The sequence below is a fragment of the uncultured Paracoccus sp. genome (genome assembly GCF_937873615.1).
Lineage (GTDB): Bacteria > Pseudomonadota > Alphaproteobacteria > Rhodobacterales > Rhodobacteraceae > Paracoccus.
This window is the reverse complement of record NZ_CALMYP010000067.1, coordinates 132,161-151,239: the sequence shown is the minus strand read 5'-3', so window position 1 is coordinate 151,239 and position 19,079 is coordinate 132,161. Positions and strand designations below refer to the sequence as shown.

Genomic DNA, 19,079 nt, shown 5'->3' with positions numbered 1-19,079 from the left:
CGAGCACGACGAAAAGCAGCAGGATGATGATGACGCCCTTGATCATGCGCCGAACCTCTGGAAGGCGGCGCGTTCCTCGGCCACGGCCAGCGCGTCCGAGGCGAGATCGGCCCCCGACAGTCCGACACGGCGCAGAAGCGAACGCCGCTGCCCGAAGTTCTGGAAGCGCGTCTTTTCACCGAACAGCGCCCGCATCTGCGGCACCAGATGGGCGATGCCGTCGATCAGCCCCAGTTCCTGCGCCCGCCGCGCCAGCCAGAACGCGCCGGTGAAGATGTCCTCGCTTTCCGCCAGCCGCGCCCCGCGCCGGGTCCTGACCTGGGCGATGAAAATGCCGTGCATCTCGTCCAGAAGTTTCTGCAGCCGGGCCACGTCCTCGGGGTTTTCGGGCCGGAACATGTCCAGCTGCGATTTCGAGCGTCCGGCGGTGTGCACACGCCGCTCGATCCCGTGGCGGGCGATGAAATCCTGCAACCCGAACCCGCCCGAGATCACCCCGATGGAGCCGACGACAGAACATTCGTCGGCCCAGATCTGGTCGGCCGCCGTGGCCAGCCAATAGCCGCCCGAGGCCGCCACATCCTCGACAAAGGCATGGACCGGCACTTCGTGCTTCTCGGCCAGCCGCCGGATCCGCGCCGCGATCAGCGAGGATTGCACCGGAGAGCCACCGGGCGAATTGATCGCCAGCGCCACGGCCTTGGGCTTGCCCTTGGTGAAGGCGCGTTCCAGCAGCGGGGCAAGGCCCGCATCGCTCAGCCCGGCGCCGCCGCGACCGGAGATACCGATGGCACCCTGCAGACGCAGGACATTCACACGCGGGGCGGGGTTCACGAATGGAATTCTCATGCCCCATCAGATATGCGCAAGCACCGCGCCCGGCAAGCGTCGCGCGTTGCAATCCGCGCCGACCCGCCGCATATAGGGGCCGACATGACGGGGGTGCCGGATGACCTATCTCGATTTCGAAAAGCCGCTTGCCGATATCGAAGGCAAGGCCGAGGAATTGCGCAACATGGCCGAGAAGGACAAGGCCGTGGATGTCGAGAAAGAGGCAGCCGCCCTCGACAAGAAGGCCGGCGCCCTGCTGAAAGAACTTTACGGCAGCCTCGATCCCTGGCGGAAGGCCCAGGTCGCCCGCCATCCCGAACGCCCGCATTGTTCCGATTATATCGCGGCGCTGTTCACCGAGTACACGCCGCTGGCCGGCGACCGCGCCTTTGGCGACGATCATGCCGTGATGGGCGGGCTCGCCCGCTTCAACGACCGGCCCTGTGTGGTCATCGGCCACGAGAAGGGCAACGACACCAAGTCCCGGATCGAGCGTAATTTCGGCATGGCCCGCCCCGAAGGCTATCGCAAGGCGATCCGGCTGATGGATATGGCCGACCGCTTCAACCTGCCGGTCATCACCCTTGTCGACACCCCCGGCGCCTATCCCGGCAAGGGTGCCGAGGAACGCGGCCAGTCCGAAGCCATCGCCCGTTCGACCGAGAAATGCCTGCAGATCGGTGTGCCGCTGATCTCGGTCATCATCGGCGAGGGCGGCTCGGGCGGGGCCGTGGCCTTCGCCACCGCGAACCGCATCCTGATGCTGGAACATTCGATCTATTCGGTGATCTCGCCCGAGGGCTGCGCCTCGATCCTGTGGAAGGATGCCGAGAAGATGCGCGAGGCCGCCGAGGCGCTGCGCCTGACCGCGCAGGACCTGAAGAAACTGGGCATCATCGACGGCATCGTCGCTGAACCTGTCGGCGGCGCCCAGCGCGACCCGCGGAAAGCCATGGAGGCGGTCGGCAAGGACATTGCCGCTGCGCTGAAAGACATGGAATCGAAGGACCGCAAGGCACTGATCGCGGATCGTCGCCGGAAATTCCTCGACATGGGCAAGAAGGGGCTGAGCTGAGCCGCGCCCCGGACCCGGCTTAGCCGTCACGCCGCAGCGCGGCCTGTCGAGGCGGCCCAGGCCACGCTTCAACCACCCCTCCGGGCGTCGGCACGCCGGACGCGCTGGCGGACATCAGAAGCGACGGGCAGGCTCAGCCCGCCGCCGAGCCGCCCACGGTCAGCCCGCCGATCATCAGCGTCGGCAGACCGACGCCCACCGGCACCCATTGGCCCTGCTTGCCGCAGGTGCCCATGCCGGGATCCAGCGCCATGTCATTGCCGATGGCGCGGATATGCTGCAACGCCGTCGCCCCGTCGCCGATCAGCGTGGCGCCCCGGATCGGGTCGCCGACCACGCCGTTCTTCACCCGGTAAGCCTCGGTGCAGGAGAAGACGAACTTGCCATTGGTGATATCGACCTGCCCGCCGCCGAAGCCCACGGCATGGATGCCGTCCTTCAGATCCGCGACCATGGCCTCGGGGGCGGTATCGCCGCCCAGCATGAAGGTATTGGTCATACGCGGCATCGGCGCATGGGCATAGCTTTCGCGCCGGCCATTGCCGGTCGGGTCGACCCCCATCAGCCGGGCGTTCTGGCGGTCCTGAAGATAGCCCACCAGCACGCCATCCTCGATCAGCACGTTGCGGCCCGGCGGCGTGCCCTCGTCATCGACCGAGATCGAGCCGCGCCGGTCGGGAATGGTGCCGTCGTCGATCACCGTGACACCCGGCGCCGCGACGCGCTGGCCCATCAGCCCGGCAAAGGCGGAATGGCCCTTGCGGTTGAAATCGCCCTCAAGCCCGTGGCCCACGGCCTCGTGCAGCAGGATGCCCGGCCAGCCAGGGCCGAGCACGATATCCATGACCCCTGCCGGCGCAGGCTGGGCGCGCAGGTTCACAAGCGCGATGCGCAGCGCCTCGTGGACCTGGGCCTTCCAGTGCTCGGGTTCGATCAGGCTGGCCAGCGGAATGCGCCCGCCGCCGCCGGTGCCGCCGCTTTCGCGGCGGGCATTATCCTCGACGATGACTGCGACATTCAGTCGCGCCATCGGCCTGACATCGGTCACGAGGCCGCCTTCGGGGCGCAGGATCGCGACTTCCTGCAGGCTGGTCGCCATCGAGACGCTGACCTGCACCACGCGCGGGTCGAGGGCGCGGGCATAGGCGTCGATTTCCCGCAAAAGCTCGATTCTGGTGGCGATGGCGATGCCCTCGGCCGGGTCGACGGGGGTGTAAAGCGGCGTCACCTGGCCACGCGATGGCGGGGCCAGCACATGGCCGCCATTGCCGACGGCCAGCCGCACCGTCTCGGCCGCGCGGCGAAGCGAGGGGAGGGTCAGTTCGGTCGAATGGGCATAGCCGGTGACCTCGCCCGCCACGGCGCGCAGGCCGAAGCCCTGACTGGCGGTATAGCTCGATCCGCGCAGCCGGCCATCGTCGAAAACCAGGCTTTCGGCATGGGCGCGCTCGACGAAAATCTCGCCATCATCGGCGCCGTTTGTGGCCTCGCGCAGGATGGAAAGCGCCGCCTCGCGGTCGAACTCGGTATCGAAGGGGCGGAAGGTCTCTTGGGTCATGCGCGGTCCGGCTTGTGCAATTCGTTCAAAACGATGCTGGGTTATCTGCTTACTGTGGTGACTTGTCGCAAGGGAGGTTTTATGGTTGTAAACGGAAAAAGCATGACTCGGAAGGGTGACCGGCGGGCAGCGCATCAGCGTGGCAGGCGGTCGCCATAGGCAAGGGATACTCGGATGGTGGCTCCAGCGATGATGCGCCGCATGTTTGCGGCAGGGATGGGTGCGGCGCTGCTGCTTTCGGCGGGCGTGGCGCGCGCGCAGGATGCGGCGGCGGATGTGCTGGGCGATCTGCCGGTGATCGGCACGCCACACGCGGGCGGCATCGGCTTCCAGCCGGCGTCGAGCCCCGAGGCCGTGGACCAGCAATGGCTGGATCATTATGTGCTGGTCATCATCACCGCCGTCACCATCTTCGTCTGCGGCCTGCTGCTGTGGTGCATCCTGCGCTATAACCGCCGCGTCCACCCGACGCCGGCACGTTTCAGCCACAACACCCCGATCGAGGTGACCTGGACGCTGGTGCCGATCCTGATTCTGGTCTCGATCGGCGTCTTCTCGCTGCCGATCCTGTTCCGCCAGCTGGCCATCCCGGAAAATCCGGCCGTGGTCATCAAGGCCATCGGGCACCAGTGGTACTGGTCCTATGAATATCCGAACGAAGGGCTGGCCTTCGACGCGCTGATGCTGGCCGAGGAAGACCTCGAAGCCAATGGCTACAAGCCCGAGGAATATCTGCTGGCTGCCGATAACGCGGTCGTGGTCCCGGTCGGCCAGGAAGTGCTGATGCAGTTCACCGCCACCGACGTGATCCATTCCTGGACCATCCCGGCCTTCGCCGTGAAGCAGGATGCCGTGCCGGGCCGCATCGCCCAGATGGCCTTCACCGCCACCCAGGAAGGCGTCTATTTCGGCCAGTGCTCGGAACTCTGCGGGATCAACCACGCCTATATGCCCATCGTCGTGAAGGCGGTCTCGCCCGAGATCTATGCCGCCTGGCTTGAAGGCGCGAAGGTCGAATTCGCCGCCGCCGAACTGCTGAACGCCAAGCCCATCCAACTGGCCGCGAAGTAAGCGCCGGTGGCCGATACAAGCGCATATCAGGCACCTCAGGAGGCCGAATTCCGCGATTATGTCGCGCTGCTGAAGCCGCGCGTCATGTCGCTGGTGGTCTTCACCGCCTTTGTCGGGCTGATCGTGGCCCCGAACGGGCTGCATCCGCTGGTCGCCTTCTGCTCGGTCCTGTTCATCGCCATAGGCGGCGGTGCCTCGGGGGCGCTGAACATGTGGTATGACGCCGATATCGACGCGGTGATGAAGCGCACCCAGAGCCGTCCGATCCCCGCGGGCCGGGTGGCCGGGGGCGAGGCGCTCGGTCTCGGGCTGACGCTTTCGGGGCTTGCGGTGATGATGCTGGGCCTGTCGGCGAACTGGTTTGCGGCGGGCTTTCTGGCCTTCACCATCTTCTTCTATGCCGTCATCTATACGATGTGGCTGAAACGCTCGACGCCGCAGAATATCGTCATCGGCGGTGCCGCCGGGGCCTTCCCACCGATGATCGGCTGGGCCTGCGCCACGGGCGGGATTGCCGTCGAATCGCTGCTGATGTTCGCGCTGATCTTCTTCTGGACCCCGCCGCATTTCTGGGCGCTGGCGCTGTTCATGAAGGAAGATTACCACAATGCCGGCGTGCCGATGCTGACCGTGACCCATGGCCGGCAGGTTACCCGCCGCCATATCTTCGCCTATACGCTGGTGCTGGCCCCCTTCGCCATCTGGCTGGGCCTGACCTCGATCGGCGGGCCGATCTATCTGGCTGTCGCCCTGCTGCTGAACGCGCTTTTCATCTGGCGCGGCTGGCAGGTCATGCAGCGCACGGATGAACAATCCTATGGCGATCACCACAAGGCCGAGAAGCGCTTCTTCAAGCTGTCGCTCTATTACTTGTTCGGTCATTTCGCTGCGCTGCTGGTTCAGCATTGGGTGGGCGCATGATGGCGCTTCGCACCGAACATGAACTGCATGGCCGCCGCCGGTCGCGCAATATCGGCCTGCTGGTCGTGCTGCTGAGCTTTGTCGCGCTGATTTTCGGCCTGTCGGTGGTGAAGGTGCAGAACGGCAATTCGGCCTCGTTGCAGGGCTTCGACCATCAGGTTCGCCCGCAGCTTCTGCCGCGCGAGGATGGCGTCGATATCCAGCCGAGCGACGACCCCGTCGCCGCCCCCGGCACGCCCGCCGCCGCCGCCGGCGCGAGGACCGCGCCATGAGCCTTCTGCCGAAGGACAAGAACCAGCGGGTGCTCGTCTCGCTTCTGGGCGTGGTTGTGACCATGGGCGCGCTCGCCTGGGCGGCGGTGCCGTTCTATAACTGGTTCTGCCGGGTCACCGGCTATGCTGGCACCACCCAGGTCGCGACTGCCGAGGAGGCCGCCGAGCAGGTGATCCTCGACGAGACCATCACCATCCGTTTCGACGCCAATACCGACCCGAACCTGCCCTGGACCTTCCGGCCCCTGCAGACCGAGCTGGAACTGCCCATCGGCGCGACCGGCATGGCCTTCTACGAGGCGGTGAACAATTCCGATCACCCGATCATCGGTCGCGCCAGCTATAACGTGGCACCCGAGATCGCCGGATCCTTCTTCTACAAGATCGAATGCTTCTGCTTTACCGAGCAGCTTCTGCAGCCCGGTGAACGCATCGAGATGCCGGTGTCCTTCGAGGTCGACCCGGATATCGTGACCGATCGCGACGCCTACAAGGTGCGCGACATCACCTTGAGCTACACTTTCCATCAATATGGCACGCCTGAACCGGTGGCGGGCGCGGACAATCAGGCCGCGTTGACGACCGGACCGGACGCGACCAGAATAAACTGACAAGAGAATAGCGGGGACAGCCAATGGCGCATGCTAAGAACCACGATTACCACATCCTGCCGCCCTCGCTCTGGCCGCTTCTGGGCGCGATCTCGGCCTTCGTGATGCTGACCGGCGCTGTCGCCTGGATGCATAATTCCGGCCCCTGGGCCTTCCTGATCGGCTTCGTCGGCGTGCTTTACGTCATGTTCGGCTGGTGGGCCGATGTCATCAACGAGGGCGAGACCGGCGATCATACCCCGGTGGTGCGCATCGGCCTGCAATATGGCGTGATCCTGTTCATCATGTCCGAGGTGATGTTCTTCGTTGCCTGGTTCTGGGCCTTCTTCAAGAACGCGCTTTACCCGATGGGGCCGGACAGCCCGCTGAAGGACGGCGTCTGGCCGCCCGAGGGCATCGTCACCTTCGATCCCTGGCACCTGCCGCTGATCAACACGCTGATCCTGCTTCTGTCGGGCGTGGCGGTGACCTGGGCGCATTACGCGCTCGTCCATGAAAACGACCGCAAGACCGCGATCAACGGCATCGCCGTGGCGGTTGTGCTGGGCCTCTGCTTCACGGCGCTGCAGGCCTATGAATACAGCCACGCCGCCTTCGGCCTGTCGGATACCGTCTATGGCGGCGTCTTCTACATGGCGACCGGCTTCCACGGCTTCCACGTCATCATCGGAACCATCTTCCTGTTCATCTGCCTGATCCGGCTGATGAGAGGCCAGATGAGCCAGGAACAGCATATCGGCTTCGAGGCCGCCGCCTGGTACTGGCACTTCGTCGATGTGGTCTGGCTGTTCCTGTTCTTCGCGATCTACATCTGGGGTCGCTGAGGGGGATCACCACCCGATTTGAATGCTTCGAACGGCGCAGCGACCCTGCGCCGTTTTTCCGTTTGTTTCGGTGCCGCGCGGAAAACCCGTTCGCGGCCCCTTGGTCCCGGCGGCGCGGCGCGCTATCGCAGGGCGAAGACATCAGGACATGACATGACCGCCCGCCGCTCCATCATCCCGCCGCTGATCTTCGGCATCATCACCACGGCCATCCTGATCGGCCTCGGCATCTGGCAATTGCAGAGGCTGGAATGGAAGAATGCCATGCTGGCCGAGATACAGGCCGGGATCGAGGCCGCGCCGGTCGCGCTGCCCGATCCGGTCGGTCCGGCGATGAAATACCTGCCGGTGATCGTCAGCGGCACCACCACGGGCGAGGAGATTCTGGTCCTCTCGGGGACGAAGGAAAGCGGCGGCGGCTATAATGTCATTTCCGGCTTCGTCACCGACGATGGTCGCCGCATCCTGCTGGATCGCGGTTTCATAGATCAGGATCACCGCCGCGACCCGCGCCCGGCCACCGCGCTGCGTGTCGCCGGCAACCTGCACTGGCCGCAGGACAAGGGCAGCGCCACGCCAGAGCCGGATCTTGACGCCGGGATCTGGTTCGCCCGCGACGTGCCGGCCATGGCAAGGATGCTGAAAACCCAGCCGGTGCTGGTGGTCGCCGCCGAGGTGCAGGGCGATGCGCAGGGCGTGGCACCGATCCCCGTCGCCATCGAGGGGATACCGAACAGCCATCTGTCCTATGCGGTGCAATGGTTCCTGTTTGCGGCCACCTGCGCAGGGATGACAGCATGGTTCATCTGGCGTATCAGGCAGCGGACATATTAGGGATAGGGCATGCGTTACATCTCGACGCGGGGCGAGGCCCCGGTGCTGAACTTCGAACAGGCAATGCTGACCGGGCTGGCCCGCGACGGCGGGCTGTACCTGCCCGAGACCATTCCGCAACTGCCGGATATCGCGGCGCTTGAAAGCCTTCCTTACGCCGAGGCCGCCTTGCGCGTGATCAAGCCCTTCCTTGGCGAAAGCTTCTCAGACGCGGAACTGCGGCAGGCGCTGGATGCGGCTTATGCGCATTTCGGCCATGTCGCCCGCGCGCCGCTGCGCCAGCTCGCGCCGGGTCATCACCTGCTGGAACTGTTCCACGGCCCGACCCTGGCCTTCAAGGACTTCGCCATGCAGCTGATCGGTCAGCTGTTCCAGATCGCGCTCAAGCGCTCTGGCCAGCGGATCACCATCGTCGGCGCGACTTCGGGCGATACCGGCTCGGCCGCGATCGAGGCGTTCCGGGGGCTCGACAATGTCGATGTCTTCATCCTGTTCCCGCATGGCCGGGTCAGCGAAGTGCAACGCCGCCAGATGACTACGCCCGGGGACGCCAATGTCCACGCCCTCGCGCTGGAAGGGAATTTCGACGATTGTCAGGCCCGGCTGAAGGATTTGTTCAACGACCACGCCTTCCGCGACGAGGTTGGGCTGGCCGGCGTCAACAGCATCAACTGGGCGCGGGTGCTGGCGCAGGTGGTCTATTATTTCACCTCTGCCGTGTCGTTGGGCGCGCCGGGGCGCGAGGTCGATTTCACCGTCCCGACCGGGAATTTCGGCGATATTCTGGCGGGTCTGGTGGCCAAGCGCATGGGCCTGCCCATCGGCCAGCTGGTCATCGCCACCAACCAGAACGATATCCTGCACCGCGCGCTCACGACCGGCGAATACCGGGTCGGGCAGGTGGCGCCCTCGATCTCGCCCTCGATGGATATTCAGGTCAGCAGCAACTTCGAACGGGCACTGTTCTGGGCCCATGGCAGCGATGCCGGGGCCATCCGTCAGATCATGGACGAGTTGAAAGCCGGCGGCTTCACCATCAGCCAGGGCGCGCTGCAGGCGCTGCACGAGGATTTCACCTCGGGCCGGGCCTCCGAGGCCGAAACCCTCGACATGATCCGCCTGATCCGCGACGAGACCGGCGAAATCCTCTGCCCGCATTCCGCCGTCGGCGTGAAGGTGGCGCGCGAACATCTGCGCGCGGGCACGCCCATGATCACGCTGGCCACCGCCCATCCGGCGAAATTCCCCGATGCGGTCGAACAGGCCGTGGGCCTCCGTCCGGCGCTGCCGCCGCATATGGCGGGGTTGTTCGACAGGCCCGAACGCCAGACCCGTATTGAAAATGATGTCGATGCGCTTAAATCGCTGATCCTTGAACGGAGGACTGCGTGAGCGATACCAATATCACCACCTTGCCGAACGGGTTGCGCATCGTGACCCGGAACATGCCCGGGCTGCATTCGGCGACGCTCGGCCTTTGGGTCACGGCCGGGGGCCGGGACGAGCGGGCCGAGCAGAACGGCATTGCCCATTTCCTTGAACACATGGCCTTCAAGGGCACGGCGCGCCGCACGGCCCTGCAGATCGCCGAGGAAATCGAGGATGTCGGCGGCTATATCAACGCCTATACCTCGCGCGACACGACCGCTTACTATGCCCGCGTGCTGGAGGCCGATACGGCGCTGGCGCTGGATGTGATTTCCGATATCGTGCTGAACCCGTCCTTCGATGCGCGCGAGATCGAGGTCGAGCGCGGCGTGATCCTGCAGGAGATCGGGCAGGCACTGGATACGCCCGACGACATCATCTTCGACTGGCTGCAGGAGGCCGCCTATCCCGATCAGGCCATCGGCCGCACCATCCTCGGCCCGGCCGAGCGGGTGTCGAGCTTCGGGCGCAGCGATCTGTCGGGCTTCGTGACCGAGCATTACGGGCCGGGCCAGATGATCCTCGCGGCCGCAGGCGCGGTCGATCACGATGCCATTGTTCGTCAGGCCGAGGGGATTTTCGGTCACCTGACCGGCCGTACCGCGCCCGCGCGCGACGGTGCCCGCTGGCGGGGGGCCGAGACGCGGCGGATCAAGGATCTCGAACAGGCGCATTTCACGCTGGCCTTCGAAGGGCCGGGCTATCTCTCGCCCGATTACCACGCCGCCCAGATCTGGACCGTGGCGATGGGCGGCGGCATGTCCTCGCGCCTGTTCCAGAAGATCCGCGAGGAACGCGGGCTGTGCTATACCATCTTCGCGCAATCGGGGTTCCACGACGATACCGGCATGATGACCGTCTATGCCGGCACCGCCGCCGAGGATATCGCCGAGCTTGCCACCCTGACCGTGGACGAGTTGAAGCGCTCGGCCGAGGATCTGTCGGATGCCGAAATCGCGCGGGCCAAGGCGCAGCTGAAGGCTGGAACGCTGATGGGGCTGGAAAGCAGCTCTGGCCAGGCCGAACGCATCGCGCGCTCGCTGGCGATCTGGGGCCGGGTGCCCGAACCCGCCGAGACCGCGGCACGGCTGGACGCGGTGACCCGCGCCGATATCGCCCGCTATACCGAGGCGCTGATCGCCCGGCAGCCGGCCATGGCGCTTTACGGCCCCGTCGACCGCGCGCCGACGCTGGATGCGCTGATCGAAAGGCTCGCTGCCTGATGTTCGGGCGGCGTCGTCCGATCCGGCTGGAGACCGAACGGATGGCGCTGCGCCTGCCGCAGCATTCCGATTTCAATGCCTGGACTGCCCTGCGAGAGGAAAGCCGCGACTTCCTGACCCCGTGGGAGCCGTCCTGGTCCGCCGATCACCTGTCGCGCAAGGCCTTCACCAATCGGGTCTACTGGGCGCAGCGCGCCAGCCGCAACAGCAGCGCCATTCCCTTCTTCATGGAACGGCTGGTCGATGGTGCGCTTCTCGGCGCGATCACGCTGGACAATATCCGGCGCGGCCCGGCGCAGATGGCCACCATCGGCTATTGGATCGGCGCGCGCCATGCCCGTCAGGGCTATATGGCCGAGGCCATCGGCGCGGTGGTGCGCCATGCCTTCACGGTGCTGGAACTGTCGCGGATCGAGGCCGCCTGCCTGCCCGACAACGCCGCCTCGCGCGCGGCGCTGGAACGGGCCGGCTTCAAATATGAGGGCGTGGCGCAAAGCTATCTGCAGATCAATGGCCGGTGGCGCACCCATGTGCTTTATGCCAACCTGCGCAATGACAGGCGCGGCAGGACGGATGCGGGATAGCTGAAATGGCGAATGGTGCGGAACTGAACCCGGCAGATGCGGCATTGGCAGACGCGCTGCCGGCAGGCGTGCTGCGCGAAATCGAGCCGCGCCATCTGGAAGAACCCCGTGGCCGCTATCACGGCCATGCCGGCCTGCTGGCCGCGCCGCGCAATGTCGAGGAAACCGCCGCCGTGGTCCGCGCCTGTGCCGCGCGGCGGGTGGGGATCGTCCCCCTTGGCGGCGGCACCGGGCTGGTCGGCGGGCAGGTCATGCAGGGCGGTCCGGCGCCGCTGATCCTGTCGCTGGAACGGATGCAGTCGGTCCGCGAGGTCCGCGCTGAGGAAAACGTCATGCTGGCCGAGGCCGGCGTGACCCTGCAGGCCGCCCGCGATGCGGCCGAGGCGGCGGGGCGGCTGTTCCCCTTGTCGCTCGCCTCGCAGGGGACGGCGCAGATCGGTGGGGTCATGGCGACCAATGCCGGCGGGGTGAACGCGTTGCGTTACGGCACCGCCCGCGCGCTTTGTCTGGGGGTCGAGGCGGTGATGCCCGACGGCAGCATTCTGCGCGACCTCAAGCGGCTTCGGAAGGACAATACCGGCTATGATATCCGCGACCTGCTGATCGGGGCCGAGGGCAGTCTTGGCATCATCACCGCCGCCAGCCTGAAGCTGGTGCCGCCGCCTGCCGCCAATGGCGTGGCGCTGATGGTGGTGCCGGACCCGGCGGCGGCGCTGGAACTGCTGGCGCTGGCAGGCCGGCAGCTTGGCGATTGCGTGACTGCGTTCGAGCTGATCTCGGCGCAGGGGCCGCGCTTCCAGATCGAAAACATGCCCGGCCTGCGCCAGCCCTTCGACACGCCCCCCGACTGGATGGTGCTGATCGAGATCGGCCTGCCCTCCGGCCTTGCCCCCGACACGGCGCTGGAAACCCTGTTCGAAGCCGCTGCCGAGGCGGGCCTGGTCGAGGACGGTCTGATCGCCCAATCCGGCCAGCAGGCCACCGAATTCTGGCGCCTGCGCGAGGAAATCCCCGAGGCGAACCGGCTGATCGGCTCCATCTCCAGCCACGATATTTCGCTGCCCTTGTCGGAAGTGCCGCGTTTTATCACCGATGCAGGCGCGATGCTGGCGGCGATGGGCGACATGCGCATCAACTGCTTCGGCCATCTGGGCGACGGCAACCTGCATTACAACGTCTTCCCCGCGCGGGGCCGCAACCGCGCCGAATACGACCATATCCGCAAGCGCGTGCAGGAGGCCGTGCACGAGATGGTCGTGGCGCGCGGCGGCTCTTTTTCGGCGGAACACGGGGTCGGGCGGTTGAAGGTCGCCGATCTGGAACGCTGGGGCGATCCGGCGCGGCTGGCGGCGATGCGGGCGATCAAGGCGGCGCTTGATCCGCTTGGCATCATGAATCCCGGCGCGGTGCTGGCGTGAGGGGACTTGCCCGACCGGCAGGCCGGCCCTAGCCTTCCGCCCATGCTGCGTTACCTCGCCCGCCGTATCGTCTCGCTTGCGCTCAGTCTGCTGGTCGCCTCGATGGCGATCTTCCTGCTGGTCGAGATGGTGCCGGGCGATCCGGCGACCTTCATGCTGGGGACCGGCGCGCAGCCCGACACGCTGGCCGCCCTGCGTGACCAGCTGGGCCTGAACCAGCCCTTGCCGATCCGCTATGCCGATTGGCTGGGCGCGGTGCTGAGCGGCGATCTGGGGGTGAGCTTCACCTACAAGACCCCGGTCGCCGGGATGATCGCGGATCGGATGCAGGTCTCCTTGCCGCTGGCGGTCATGGCGCTGGCGCTGGCGGTGGCGATTGCCTTTCCGGTCGGCATCTTCGCCGCCTCGCGCCGGGGGCGGGTGGGCGATACTACGGTAATGGGCCTGACCCAGATCGGCATCGCGCTGCCGAATTTCTGGTTCGCCATGCTGCTGGTGCTGCTGTTCGCGGTCAGGCTGCGCCTGCTGCCGGCGGGCGGCTTTGCCGGCTGGGATCACCCCGTCGCGGCGCTGCGTTCGCTGCTTCTACCGGCCGTGGCCCTGGCGCTGCCGCAGGCGGCAATCCTCGCGCGCGTGCTGCGCTCGGCCCTGATCGAGACGCTGGATCAGGATTATATCCGCACCGCCCGCGCCAAGGGGCTGACGCGGGGCCAGTCGCTGCGCCGCCATGCGCTGCGCAACGCGCTGATCCCGGTGCTGACCATCATGGGGATGCAGTTTTCCTTCCTGCTGGCGGGGGCGATCATCATCGAGAATGTCTTCTACCTGCCTGGCCTCGGCCGGCTGATCTTTCAGGCGATCACGCAGCGCGACCTGATCGTGGTGCAATCGGCGGTGCTGGTGCTGGTCGCGGCGGTGATTCTGGTCACCTTTCTGGTCGACATGGCCTATGCCGCCGTCGACCCGAGGCTGCGCGCAAGATGAGGTGGACCCTGATCATCGGCGCGATCCTTGCGGGCATCGCCGTGCTGGCGGCGGGGATGTCTTTCCTGTGGACCCCCTACGACATCCTGCAGATGGATGTGCCGAACAAGCTGCAGCCGCCCTCTGCCGCGCATTGGTTCGGCACCGATCAGTTCGGGCGCGACATCCTGTCGATGGTCATGGTCGGCGCGCGCACCTCGATCGCGGTGGCGCTTGTCGCGGTCGGCATCGGCATGGGCTTCGGCGTGCCCCTGGGGCTGGTCGCGGCGGCCAATCGGGGCGGCCTGATCGACGAGGTCATCATGCGCGGCAACGACCTGATCTTCGCCTTCCCCTCGCTGGTCATCGCCATCCTGATCACCGCCGCCTTCGGGCCGAGCGCGGTCAACGCCATCATCGCCATCGGCATCTTCAACATTCCCGTCTTCGCCCGGGTGACGCGCGGGGGGGCGATGCCGATCTGGACGCTGGATTACATCCGCGCCGCCCGCGTCGCCGGCAAGAACCGCGCCCGGATCAGCGTCGAACATGTCCTGCCCAATATCGCCAATCTGCTGATCGTGCAGGGCACCATCCAGTTCAGCCTTGGCATCCTGGCCGAGGCGGGGCTGTCCTATGTCGGCCTTGGCGCGCAGCCGCCGACGCCAAGCTGGGGCCGGATGCTGGCCGAGGCGCAGACCTTCGTCACCCTCGCCCCCCATGTCGCCGTCATTCCGGGCCTCTGCATCTTCCTGACCGTGCTGGGGCTGAACCTCTTGGGCGACGGGCTGCGCGACGCGCTCGACCCGCGGCTGAAGGTGATGCAGGCATGATCGAGACGCGGGACCTGTCCGTCGCCATCCATGGCCGCGCCGTGTTGCGCGACGTGGACCTGAAGCTGGAACCGGGGCGGATCGCCGGGCTGGTCGGCGAAAGCGGTTCGGGCAAGTCGATGACGGCGCTGGCGATCATGGGCTTGCTGCCGCATGGCGCGACGGCGGGGGGAGAGGTGCTGCTGGACGAACAAAACCTGCTGGACCTGCCCGAGGACCAACTGTGCCGGATTCGCGGCAACCGCATCGGCATGATCTTTCAGGAGCCGATGACGGCGCTGAACCCGTTGATGAATATCGGCGATCAGGTGGCCGAGGTGCTGCGCATCCATCACAACCTGCCGAAGGATCAGGCGCTTGCCCGCGCCCGCGACCGGCTGAACCGCGTCGGCCTGACCGAGCCGCGCTTTCCGCTCGGCCTCTATCCGCATGAACTCTCGGGCGGGCAGCGCCAGCGCGTCGCCATTGCACTGGCGATTGCCGAGGCCCCGGATCTGCTGATCGCGGATGAGCCGACCACGGCGCTGGATGTAACCACGCAGGCGCAGATCCTCGACCTGCTGCGCGACCTCGTGCGGACCGAGGGGATGTCGCTTCTTCTCATCACCCATGACCTCGCCGTGGTGGCCGGGATCGCCGATCATGTCGCGGTGATGAAGGATGGCAAAGTGGTCGAGGAGGGCGGGACCGAGGCGCTGTTTCGCACCCAGTCCCACCCCTATACCCGCGCGCTCTTCGCCGCCTCGCGCCATGCGCCGGAACGGGTGCCGGCACGGGTGGATGACACGCCGATCCTCTCGGTCCGGGATGCGCTGCGCGAATATGTGCTGCCGCGCCCCTCGACCTTCGCGCCGCATCCGGTGCTGCGGGCCGTGGACGGGGTCAGCCTGGATATTCAGGACGGCGAATCGGTCGGGCTGGTCGGCGAATCCGGTTGCGGCAAGTCGACGCTGACCCGCGCCATCCTTGGCCTCGACGCGTTGCAGGGCGGCGAGATCCGGCTGGACGGGCAGGGGGTGACGGCGGGGGCGGCGATGCCCGCCGCGCTGCGCGCCAAGCTGCAGGTGGTCTTTCAGGACCCGTTCGGCAGCTTCAACCCGCGCTGGCGCGTCGAAAGGCTGGTGGCCGAGCCCTTCTTCCTGACCGGCCGCCCGCCCGACTGGCGCGACCGCGTGGCACAGGCTCTGACCGAGGTCGGGATCGAGCCTTCCGCCGCGCGGCGCTATATCCACGAATTTTCCGGCGGTCAGCGCCAGCGCCTCGCCATCGCCCGCGCACTGATCATCCGCCCGAAGCTGATCGTTCTGGACGAGGCGGTGAGCGCGCTCGATGTCCGCGTGCGCGCGCAGGTGCTGGACCTGCTGGCCGAATTGCGTCGAAGCCACGGCATGGCCTATCTGTTCATCAGCCACGATCTCGGTGTCGTGCGCGGCGTGACCGACCGGGTGCTGGTCATGGACAAGGGCCGCATCGTCGAGGAAGGCCCGACCCTGCAGGTCATGGACGCGCCGCAGCACCCGACCACGCAGCGCCTGATGGCCGCCATGCCCGAGGTGCCGCCCGATTGGGCGCCCGAGGCGCCGCCCGGCTGAGGGCCGCTTTCCTTTGCTGCCTTGGCGCGCTAGGCAGTCGCCCATGACCCTGCCCGCCCTTTCCCCCGATCAGGCCGAAGCCTGGGATAGCCTGTCCGAGGTGCTGGAGGGCGCCGGCATCGACCTGACCGCCGAGGAAATCCTGCCGCCCCAGCCCGGCAAGGCGCGGGTGATGGCGGTGATCGGCAAGGCGGGGTCGGGCAAGACCATGATCCTCGCCGCGCTGACCAAGGCCCTGCGCGAGGCAGGGGTCGAGATAATCAGCGGCGATTACGAGGGCAAGCGGCGCAAGGATCGCCGCACCGTCGCGGTGCTGGCGCCCACGAACAAGGCGGCCTTCGTGCTGCGGATGCGGGGCGTGCCGGCGACGACCATTCACCGCATCCTTTATACCCCGGTCTATGACCCGGAATACGAAAGGATCGCCGACTGGCTGACCGGCACCGGCGACAGGCCCGTGATCGAGGGGCTGAGCGAAACCGCGCTCGACCGGGCCAGGGCGTTTTATGACCTTCATGCCTCGATCCCCGGCGCTCTGGCGGCGGCGGGGCTGCGCGGTTCGGACTTCATTCAGGGCTGGAAGCGGCGCGAGGACGGGCTCGATATCGGGCTGGTCGATGAAAGCTCGATGCTGGACGAACGCCAGTTCGACGACCTGCGCGAGATATTTCCCGTGCTGATCCTGTTCGGCGACCCGGCGCAGCTGGCGCCGGTGGGGCAATCGGGCGAAATGGTCTTCGACAAGCTGGCCGCGCCGCAGAAACTGGTCCTGAACCGCATCCACCGTCAGGCCGGGGACAGCCCGATCCTCGATCTGGCCCATGCGTTGGCCGATGATAACCTCGATTTTCAGGGCTTCGAACGCATGGTCCGCGAGGCCGCCGCCAGCGATCCCCGGGTGATCTGGGCCGAGCGCGTGGAAAGCGACCTGATGGCGCGCAGCCCGGTGCTGGTCTGGCGCAATGCGACGCGGATCCGGCTGATCACCGCCTTCCGCGCCGCCCATGGCGCGCCGGGCGATCAGCTTCTGCCGGGCGAGCCGCTGATCTGCGACGGGCTGGAACTGCCCTTGAAGCACCGCAACAAGCGCATCGACCTTGAGGCGCGGGGGCTGATCAAAGGGGCGCAGGTGGTCTATCTCGGCCCCGGCAAGAAGCCCGGATTTTCGCGCCTGCATGTGATCGGGGCCGAGGATCCGCGCCTTTCGGCGGCCAGTATCGTGAAGATCGAGACCCCGGACGAGGAAGAGCCCTTCATCCCCTTTGCCGCCCGCATGGGCGCGAGTTTCCTGCATGGCGCGGCGGTGACCATCCACAAGGCGCAGGGCTCTCAATGGCCCGATGTGCAGGTCTTCGGCCCCGATATCTCGGCTGCCGCCTGGTCCGGCCGCTCCGAGGCGGGGATTCCCCTGTGGAAGCGCCTGACCTATGTGGCGATCACCCGTGCCCAGGAGCGGCTGCACTGGGTGGTGCGGGCGCGGCTGGCGCGGCCTTCGGGGCCGCTCAGCGTGGAGGATCTGGAGGTGCCGGCGACGCCGCTGGAACTGCTGGCCGCCGAGGGGTGAGGCCGGGGCCTCAGGACGCCTTCTTCGCCGCCGGCAGCCTGTTTTCCAGCGCTTCGATGCGCATCTGCAACCGCTCGACAAGCGCCTCGCGCGGGATGCCGGTCTCGTTCGACAGGCGCAGCAGGCCGAACTGGACCCGGGCGAGCTCCTGATAGTAGCGCGCGAAGGTATAGTTGATGCCGGCCCCGGCGAAGGCGCCCAGCACCGGCACCGCCTGCGCGCCGATCTTGGTCAACATGCGCGTGGCGATCTGCGGGGCGAAGCGGGTGACCAGAGATTGCAGCGTGCGCCCGCTGATCGCAAGGCGCGCCGCCAGCAGCGCGGTATCGGTGCCGTCGTCTTCCTCCAGCGGGCCGCCGGTGGCGAAGATGCGCAGGGCCTCGGCCCGGATCTCGTCGCTTTCGGTATCGAGCCCGTGTTCGTCCGCGATCTCCAGAATGGCGCGCAGAAGGATCGTGACCGTTATCGGCAACTCGACGATGGCGCCGGTGATGCCGGCGGCACCCCCGATGGCGCCAGCCGCCGTCGTGCCCAGCCGGTTGAACCAGTCGCCGCGGTCGCGCAGCACCCCGCGCGAGGCCGAGGCCAGACGGAAGGTCCGGTTCAGGGCCGTGGCGACGGCGCCGTCTATCCGCTTGCGCATGAACTCGGGCAGGCGCTGGATCAGTTGTTCGCCGCCGCCGCCGACCCGGTCGAGGATGTCCATCGCCAGCCCGCGCGCCTCGACATAGCGCCGGGCGAGGCGGTCGACCTCCTTCAGGACGGTTTCATCCGTGATCGGGGGCAGGACGACCTGCTTGGCTTCGGCCATCGGGCGCTTCCTTTCGCGGCTCGACATCCCGGCAATCGCCGGCCCTTTCAACCTTGTCATGCGCGGGCGCGGTTTCAAGACCGCTCGCGCGCATCACCGGGCCTTCCACCCCAATCCAGGCCCCGGGTTGAAGTTCCAGCCCCAGCACCCGGTCGGGATTGGTCGGCGGCGGCATCTCGACCGCTTCCAGCTTCTGAAAGCCGAAGCGCGAATAATAGGGCGCGTCGCCCACCAGCATGACCCGCGCCCAGCCCATGGCGCGCGCCCGGCCAAGGCTTTCCTGCATCAGCCAGGCGCCAAGGCCTTCGCCCTGCGCGGTCGGGTGCACGGCGATGGGACCAAGCAGCAGCACCGGCTGGCCGCCCACCTGCACCGGCCAGAAGCGGATCGCGGCGCGGATGGCACCGTCGGCGCGCAGAAGCAGGCACAGCCCGCGCACCGGATCGACCCCGTCGCGCAACCGATAGGAGGACAGCGCCGTCCGGCCCGGCGCGAAGCACAGGTCCATCAGCGCCTCGACCTCGTGCCAATCCTCCGGCTTTTCCTCGCACAGTTCCAACCGCCTGTTCCCACCCTGTCGCGCATTCCCGGCGCGATGCGTAACACGTCCCGCGTCAGTTGCAAGAATCTGGTGGACGCTGGGGCGGGGCAGGGGCAGGATGCGCG

At 66.9% G+C, this 19,079-nt stretch carries 19 protein-coding genes; 15 read left to right on the top strand and 4 right to left on the bottom strand.

Features of this window, described 5'->3' with window-relative positions:
• Positions 1-42: 42 nt before the first annotated feature.
• Positions 43-849 carry a S49 family peptidase gene (locus tag Q0330_RS17610; RefSeq protein WP_299482630.1) on the bottom strand — a complete coding sequence of 269 codons (807 nt, stop codon included), beginning with the start codon at positions 847-849 and terminating at the stop codon, positions 43-45.
• Positions 850-949: 100 nt separating this feature from the next.
• Between Q0330_RS17610 and Q0330_RS17605 the strand changes: the two genes are divergently transcribed.
• Positions 950-1,906: an acetyl-CoA carboxylase carboxyltransferase subunit alpha gene (locus tag Q0330_RS17605; RefSeq protein ID WP_299482627.1), complete on the top strand. Its 957-nt coding sequence runs from the start codon at positions 950-952 to the stop codon at positions 1,904-1,906.
• A 133-nt stretch (positions 1,907-2,039) separates the two neighbouring features.
• Here the strand turns inward: Q0330_RS17605 and tldD are convergent, their stop codons facing one another.
• Entirely contained in the window at positions 2,040-3,464 is a 1,425-nt protein-coding gene (tldD, locus tag Q0330_RS17600; protein ID WP_299482624.1) for a metalloprotease TldD, read from the bottom strand.
• 174 nt (positions 3,465-3,638) lie between these two features.
• Here tldD and coxB point away from each other — a divergent pair, with 174 nt between their 5' ends.
• From coxB to Q0330_RS17530, 14 genes are all read left to right on the top strand, one after another.
• The gene (gene coxB, locus Q0330_RS17595) at positions 3,639-4,535 is read left to right on the top strand and encodes a cytochrome c oxidase subunit II (RefSeq protein WP_299482621.1); all 897 of its coding nucleotides are present in this window, start codon (positions 3,639-3,641) and stop codon (positions 4,533-4,535) included.
• A gap of 6 nt (positions 4,536-4,541) precedes the next feature.
• On the top strand, positions 4,542-5,456 hold the full coding sequence (gene cyoE / locus Q0330_RS17590) for a heme o synthase (RefSeq protein WP_299482618.1): 915 nt from the start codon (positions 4,542-4,544) through the stop codon (positions 5,454-5,456).
• Entirely contained in the window at positions 5,453-5,728 is a 276-nt protein-coding gene (locus tag Q0330_RS17585; protein ID WP_299482614.1) for a hypothetical protein, read from the top strand. The genes cyoE and Q0330_RS17585 overlap by 4 nt, the downstream gene beginning before the upstream one ends.
• Complete coding sequence (locus Q0330_RS17580) at positions 5,725-6,339, top strand: cytochrome c oxidase assembly protein (RefSeq protein WP_299482611.1); 615 nt, start codon at positions 5,725-5,727, stop codon at positions 6,337-6,339. Before Q0330_RS17585 ends, Q0330_RS17580 begins: the two co-directional genes overlap by 4 nt.
• A 23-nt stretch (positions 6,340-6,362) precedes the next feature.
• On the top strand, positions 6,363-7,163 hold the full coding sequence (locus Q0330_RS17575) for a cytochrome c oxidase subunit 3 (protein ID WP_299482608.1): 801 nt from the start codon (positions 6,363-6,365) through the stop codon (positions 7,161-7,163).
• Positions 7,164-7,316: 153 nt separating this feature from the next.
• Positions 7,317-7,997, top strand: a complete 681-nt coding sequence (locus Q0330_RS17570) for an SURF1 family protein (RefSeq protein ID WP_299482605.1) — start codon at positions 7,317-7,319, stop codon at positions 7,995-7,997.
• A 9-nt stretch (positions 7,998-8,006) separates the two neighbouring features.
• A complete protein-coding gene (gene thrC, locus Q0330_RS17565; protein WP_299482602.1) occupies positions 8,007-9,389 on the top strand; it encodes a threonine synthase in 1,383 nt (460 codons plus the stop codon).
• Positions 9,386-10,648, top strand: a complete 1,263-nt coding sequence (locus tag Q0330_RS17560) for a pitrilysin family protein (RefSeq protein WP_299482599.1) — start codon at positions 9,386-9,388, stop codon at positions 10,646-10,648. Before thrC ends, Q0330_RS17560 begins: the two co-directional genes overlap by 4 nt.
• On the top strand, positions 10,648-11,232 hold the full coding sequence (locus Q0330_RS17555; protein ID WP_299482596.1) for a GNAT family protein: 585 nt from the start codon (positions 10,648-10,650) through the stop codon (positions 11,230-11,232). The genes Q0330_RS17560 and Q0330_RS17555 overlap by 1 nt, the downstream gene beginning before the upstream one ends.
• A gap of 5 nt (positions 11,233-11,237) precedes the next feature.
• Complete coding sequence (locus Q0330_RS17550) at positions 11,238-12,650, top strand: FAD-binding oxidoreductase (RefSeq protein WP_299482592.1); 1,413 nt, start codon at positions 11,238-11,240, stop codon at positions 12,648-12,650.
• Positions 12,651-12,692: 42 nt separating this feature from the next.
• Entirely contained in the window at positions 12,693-13,634 is a 942-nt protein-coding gene (locus Q0330_RS17545; RefSeq protein WP_299482589.1) for an ABC transporter permease, read from the top strand.
• The gene (locus Q0330_RS17540; protein ID WP_299482586.1) at positions 13,631-14,446 is read left to right on the top strand and encodes an ABC transporter permease; all 816 of its coding nucleotides are present in this window, start codon (positions 13,631-13,633) and stop codon (positions 14,444-14,446) included. The genes Q0330_RS17545 and Q0330_RS17540 overlap by 4 nt, the downstream gene beginning before the upstream one ends.
• Positions 14,443-16,038, top strand: a complete 1,596-nt coding sequence (locus Q0330_RS17535) for a dipeptide ABC transporter ATP-binding protein (RefSeq protein WP_299482583.1) — start codon at positions 14,443-14,445, stop codon at positions 16,036-16,038. Before Q0330_RS17540 ends, Q0330_RS17535 begins: the two co-directional genes overlap by 4 nt.
• Positions 16,039-16,081: 43 nt before the next feature.
• Positions 16,082-17,602 carry an AAA family ATPase gene (locus Q0330_RS17530; RefSeq protein ID WP_299482580.1) on the top strand — a complete coding sequence of 507 codons (1,521 nt, stop codon included), beginning with the start codon at positions 16,082-16,084 and terminating at the stop codon, positions 17,600-17,602.
• A 10-nt stretch (positions 17,603-17,612) separates the two neighbouring features.
• Here the strand turns inward: Q0330_RS17530 and Q0330_RS17525 are convergent, their stop codons facing one another.
• Both Q0330_RS17525 and Q0330_RS17520 read right to left on the bottom strand, forming a co-directional pair.
• Positions 17,613-18,413 (bottom strand): EcsC family protein, encoded by an 801-nt coding sequence (locus tag Q0330_RS17525; protein WP_299482577.1) that lies wholly within the window; start codon positions 18,411-18,413, stop codon positions 17,613-17,615.
• Positions 18,370-18,972: an N-acetyltransferase gene (locus Q0330_RS17520; protein ID WP_299482574.1), complete on the bottom strand. Its 603-nt coding sequence runs from the start codon at positions 18,970-18,972 to the stop codon at positions 18,370-18,372. The genes Q0330_RS17525 and Q0330_RS17520 overlap by 44 nt, the downstream gene beginning before the upstream one ends.
• Between the last annotated feature and the right edge of the window lie 107 nt (positions 18,973-19,079).

What these genes read in the sequence shown, in the direction of transcription:
- Q0330_RS17610 (WP_299482630.1), bottom strand. Translation starts at nt 849, where the DNA reads ATGAGAATTCCATTCGTGAACCCCGCCCCGCGTGTGAATGTCCTGCGT.
- Q0330_RS17605 (WP_299482627.1), top strand. Translation starts at nt 950, where the DNA reads ATGACCTATCTCGATTTCGAAAAGCCGCTTGCCGATATCGAAGGCAAG.
- tldD (WP_299482624.1), bottom strand. Translation starts at nt 3,464, where the DNA reads ATGACCCAAGAGACCTTCCGCCCCTTCGATACCGAGTTCGACCGCGAG.
- coxB (WP_299482621.1), top strand. Translation starts at nt 3,639, where the DNA reads ATGGTGGCTCCAGCGATGATGCGCCGCATGTTTGCGGCAGGGATGGGT.
- Q0330_RS17585 (WP_299482614.1), top strand. Translation starts at nt 5,453, where the DNA reads ATGATGGCGCTTCGCACCGAACATGAACTGCATGGCCGCCGCCGGTCG.
- Q0330_RS17580 (WP_299482611.1), top strand. Translation starts at nt 5,725, where the DNA reads ATGAGCCTTCTGCCGAAGGACAAGAACCAGCGGGTGCTCGTCTCGCTT.
- Q0330_RS17575 (WP_299482608.1), top strand. Translation starts at nt 6,363, where the DNA reads ATGGCGCATGCTAAGAACCACGATTACCACATCCTGCCGCCCTCGCTC.
- Q0330_RS17570 (WP_299482605.1), top strand. Translation starts at nt 7,317, where the DNA reads ATGACCGCCCGCCGCTCCATCATCCCGCCGCTGATCTTCGGCATCATC.
- thrC (WP_299482602.1), top strand. Translation starts at nt 8,007, where the DNA reads ATGCGTTACATCTCGACGCGGGGCGAGGCCCCGGTGCTGAACTTCGAA.
- Q0330_RS17555 (WP_299482596.1), top strand. Translation starts at nt 10,648, where the DNA reads ATGTTCGGGCGGCGTCGTCCGATCCGGCTGGAGACCGAACGGATGGCG.
- Q0330_RS17550 (WP_299482592.1), top strand. Translation starts at nt 11,238, where the DNA reads ATGGCGAATGGTGCGGAACTGAACCCGGCAGATGCGGCATTGGCAGAC.
- Q0330_RS17545 (WP_299482589.1), top strand. Translation starts at nt 12,693, where the DNA reads ATGCTGCGTTACCTCGCCCGCCGTATCGTCTCGCTTGCGCTCAGTCTG.
- Q0330_RS17540 (WP_299482586.1), top strand. Translation starts at nt 13,631, where the DNA reads ATGAGGTGGACCCTGATCATCGGCGCGATCCTTGCGGGCATCGCCGTG.
- Q0330_RS17535 (WP_299482583.1), top strand. Translation starts at nt 14,443, where the DNA reads ATGATCGAGACGCGGGACCTGTCCGTCGCCATCCATGGCCGCGCCGTG.
- Q0330_RS17530 (WP_299482580.1), top strand. Translation starts at nt 16,082, where the DNA reads ATGACCCTGCCCGCCCTTTCCCCCGATCAGGCCGAAGCCTGGGATAGC.
- Q0330_RS17525 (WP_299482577.1), bottom strand. Translation starts at nt 18,413, where the DNA reads ATGGCCGAAGCCAAGCAGGTCGTCCTGCCCCCGATCACGGATGAAACC.